Source organism: Streptomyces sp. NPDC025793, from assembly GCF_055558375.1.
On sequence record NZ_JBVHMR010000142.1, the window covers coordinates 1 to 1,772 of the forward strand.

At 67.4% G+C, this 1,772-nt stretch carries 1 protein-coding gene; it reads left to right on the forward strand.

Translation table 11 applies throughout. The annotated features are described in order from the left end of the window. Positions 1 to 156: 156 nt before the first annotated feature. On the forward strand, positions 157 to 1,772 hold a 1,616-nt coding region (locus tag ACZ4MF_RS48925), incomplete at its 3' end, for a condensation domain-containing protein (protein ID WP_467500926.1).

Genomic DNA, 1,772 nt, shown 5'->3' on the forward strand with positions numbered 1-1,772 from the left:
CCCGAGTACATGGTCCCGTCGGTGATCGTGCCGTTGGATGCGTTGCCGTTGACGCCGAATGGGAAGTTGGATCGGCGGGCGTTGCCGGCTCCGGAGTTCACTGCGAGCGTGGAGGGCCGTGCTCCGCGGACGGCGCAGGAGGAGGTTCTGTGCGGGGTGTTCGCGGAGGTGCTCGGTGTCGATGAGGTCGGCATCGACGACAACTTCTTCGAGTTGGGTGGGCATTCGCTGTTGGCGGTGTCGTTGGTGGAGCGGTTGCGTGAGCGTGGGCTTGTGGTGCCGGTGCGGTCGTTGTTCGTGACGCCGACGGTGGCTGGGCTCGCGGTCGGTCTGGGCGTCGCGGACAGCGGTGCGTCTGTGCTGGTTCCGCCGAACGGGATCGTGGAGGGCGCTGATGTGATCACGCCGGAGATGGTGCCGTTGGCGGGGCTGTTGCAGGAGGAGATCGACCGGGTCGTGGCCCGGGTGCCGGGTGGCGTGGCCAATGTGGCGGACATTTACCCGCTGGCCCCTCTGCAGGAGGGCATTCTCTTCCATCATCTGATGGGTGCGTCGTCGGGTGAGGACGCGTATGTGCTGCCGATGGTGCTCGGGTTCGATTCCCGGGCCCGGCTGGACGAGTTCGTCGCTGTGCTGCAGAAGGTGGTGGACCGGCACGACATTCTCCGCACGGCCGTGTTGTGGGAGGGGTTGCGTGAGCCGGTGCAGGTGGTGGCCCGGCACGCGCGGATCCCGGTCCGCGAGATCACGTTGGAGCATGACGGTGACGTGGTGGACGGTCTGTTGGCGGTGTGCGGGTCGGTGATGGATATCACCGCGGCACCGTTGGTGCGGGTGACGACGGCCGGGATTCCCGGTTCTGAGCGGTGGGTGGCGTTGCTTCAGGTGCACCACCTGATCCAGGACCACACGGCGGTGGATGTCCTGTTCGCTGAGGTCCAGGCGTTCCTGGAGGGCCGTGAGGCGGAGCTGCCGGTGCCGCTGCCCTTCCGGAACTTCGTCGCGCATGCCCGGCTGGGAATGCCGGTCGCCGAGCACGAGGCGTTCTTCGGGCGTCTGCTGGGTGATGTCGTCGAGCCGACCGCGCCCTTCGATATCACCGACGTACGCGGTGACGGCACTGAGGTCACCGAGGCCCGTAAATCCCTCGACGGGGGCACCGCCGCAGCTGTACGTGAGGTGGCGCGGCGTCTCGGGGTGAGCGTGGCGACCGTGCTGCACGTGATGTTCGCGCGGGTGGTCGCCTCGGCCTCGGGTCGCGAGGACGTCGTCTTCGGCACCGTGTTGTTCGGGCGGATGCAGGCCGGTGCCGGCGCGGACCGGGTTCCCGGGTTGTTCATCAACACCCTGCCTGTACGCCTCGACACCAGCACTGGCGGCGTACTGGACGCAGTCCGGTCCATGCAGGCCGATCTGGCCGAGTTGCTGGTTCACGAGCATGCCCCGCTGGCGTTGGCACAGCGCATGAGCGGTGTGGCTGCCGAAGCACCGCTCTTCACCGCCCTGTTCAACTACCGGCACAGTGCGCGTGCGGCGGACGCCGATATGGAAGTGGAGGGGATCGAGGTCCTCTTCGCTCAGGAGCGGACGAACTATCCGTTGACGGTGTCGGTGGACGACACCGGTGACGGGTTCGTCTTCACCGTCCAGTGCGTCGACCCGATCGATCCCGGCCTGGTGCTGTCCCTGATGGACACCGCCACCAGCGGCCTGGTCCAGGCCCTGGACCAGGCTCCCGACACCCCCGTACACACCCTGCCCGTCCTCAACGA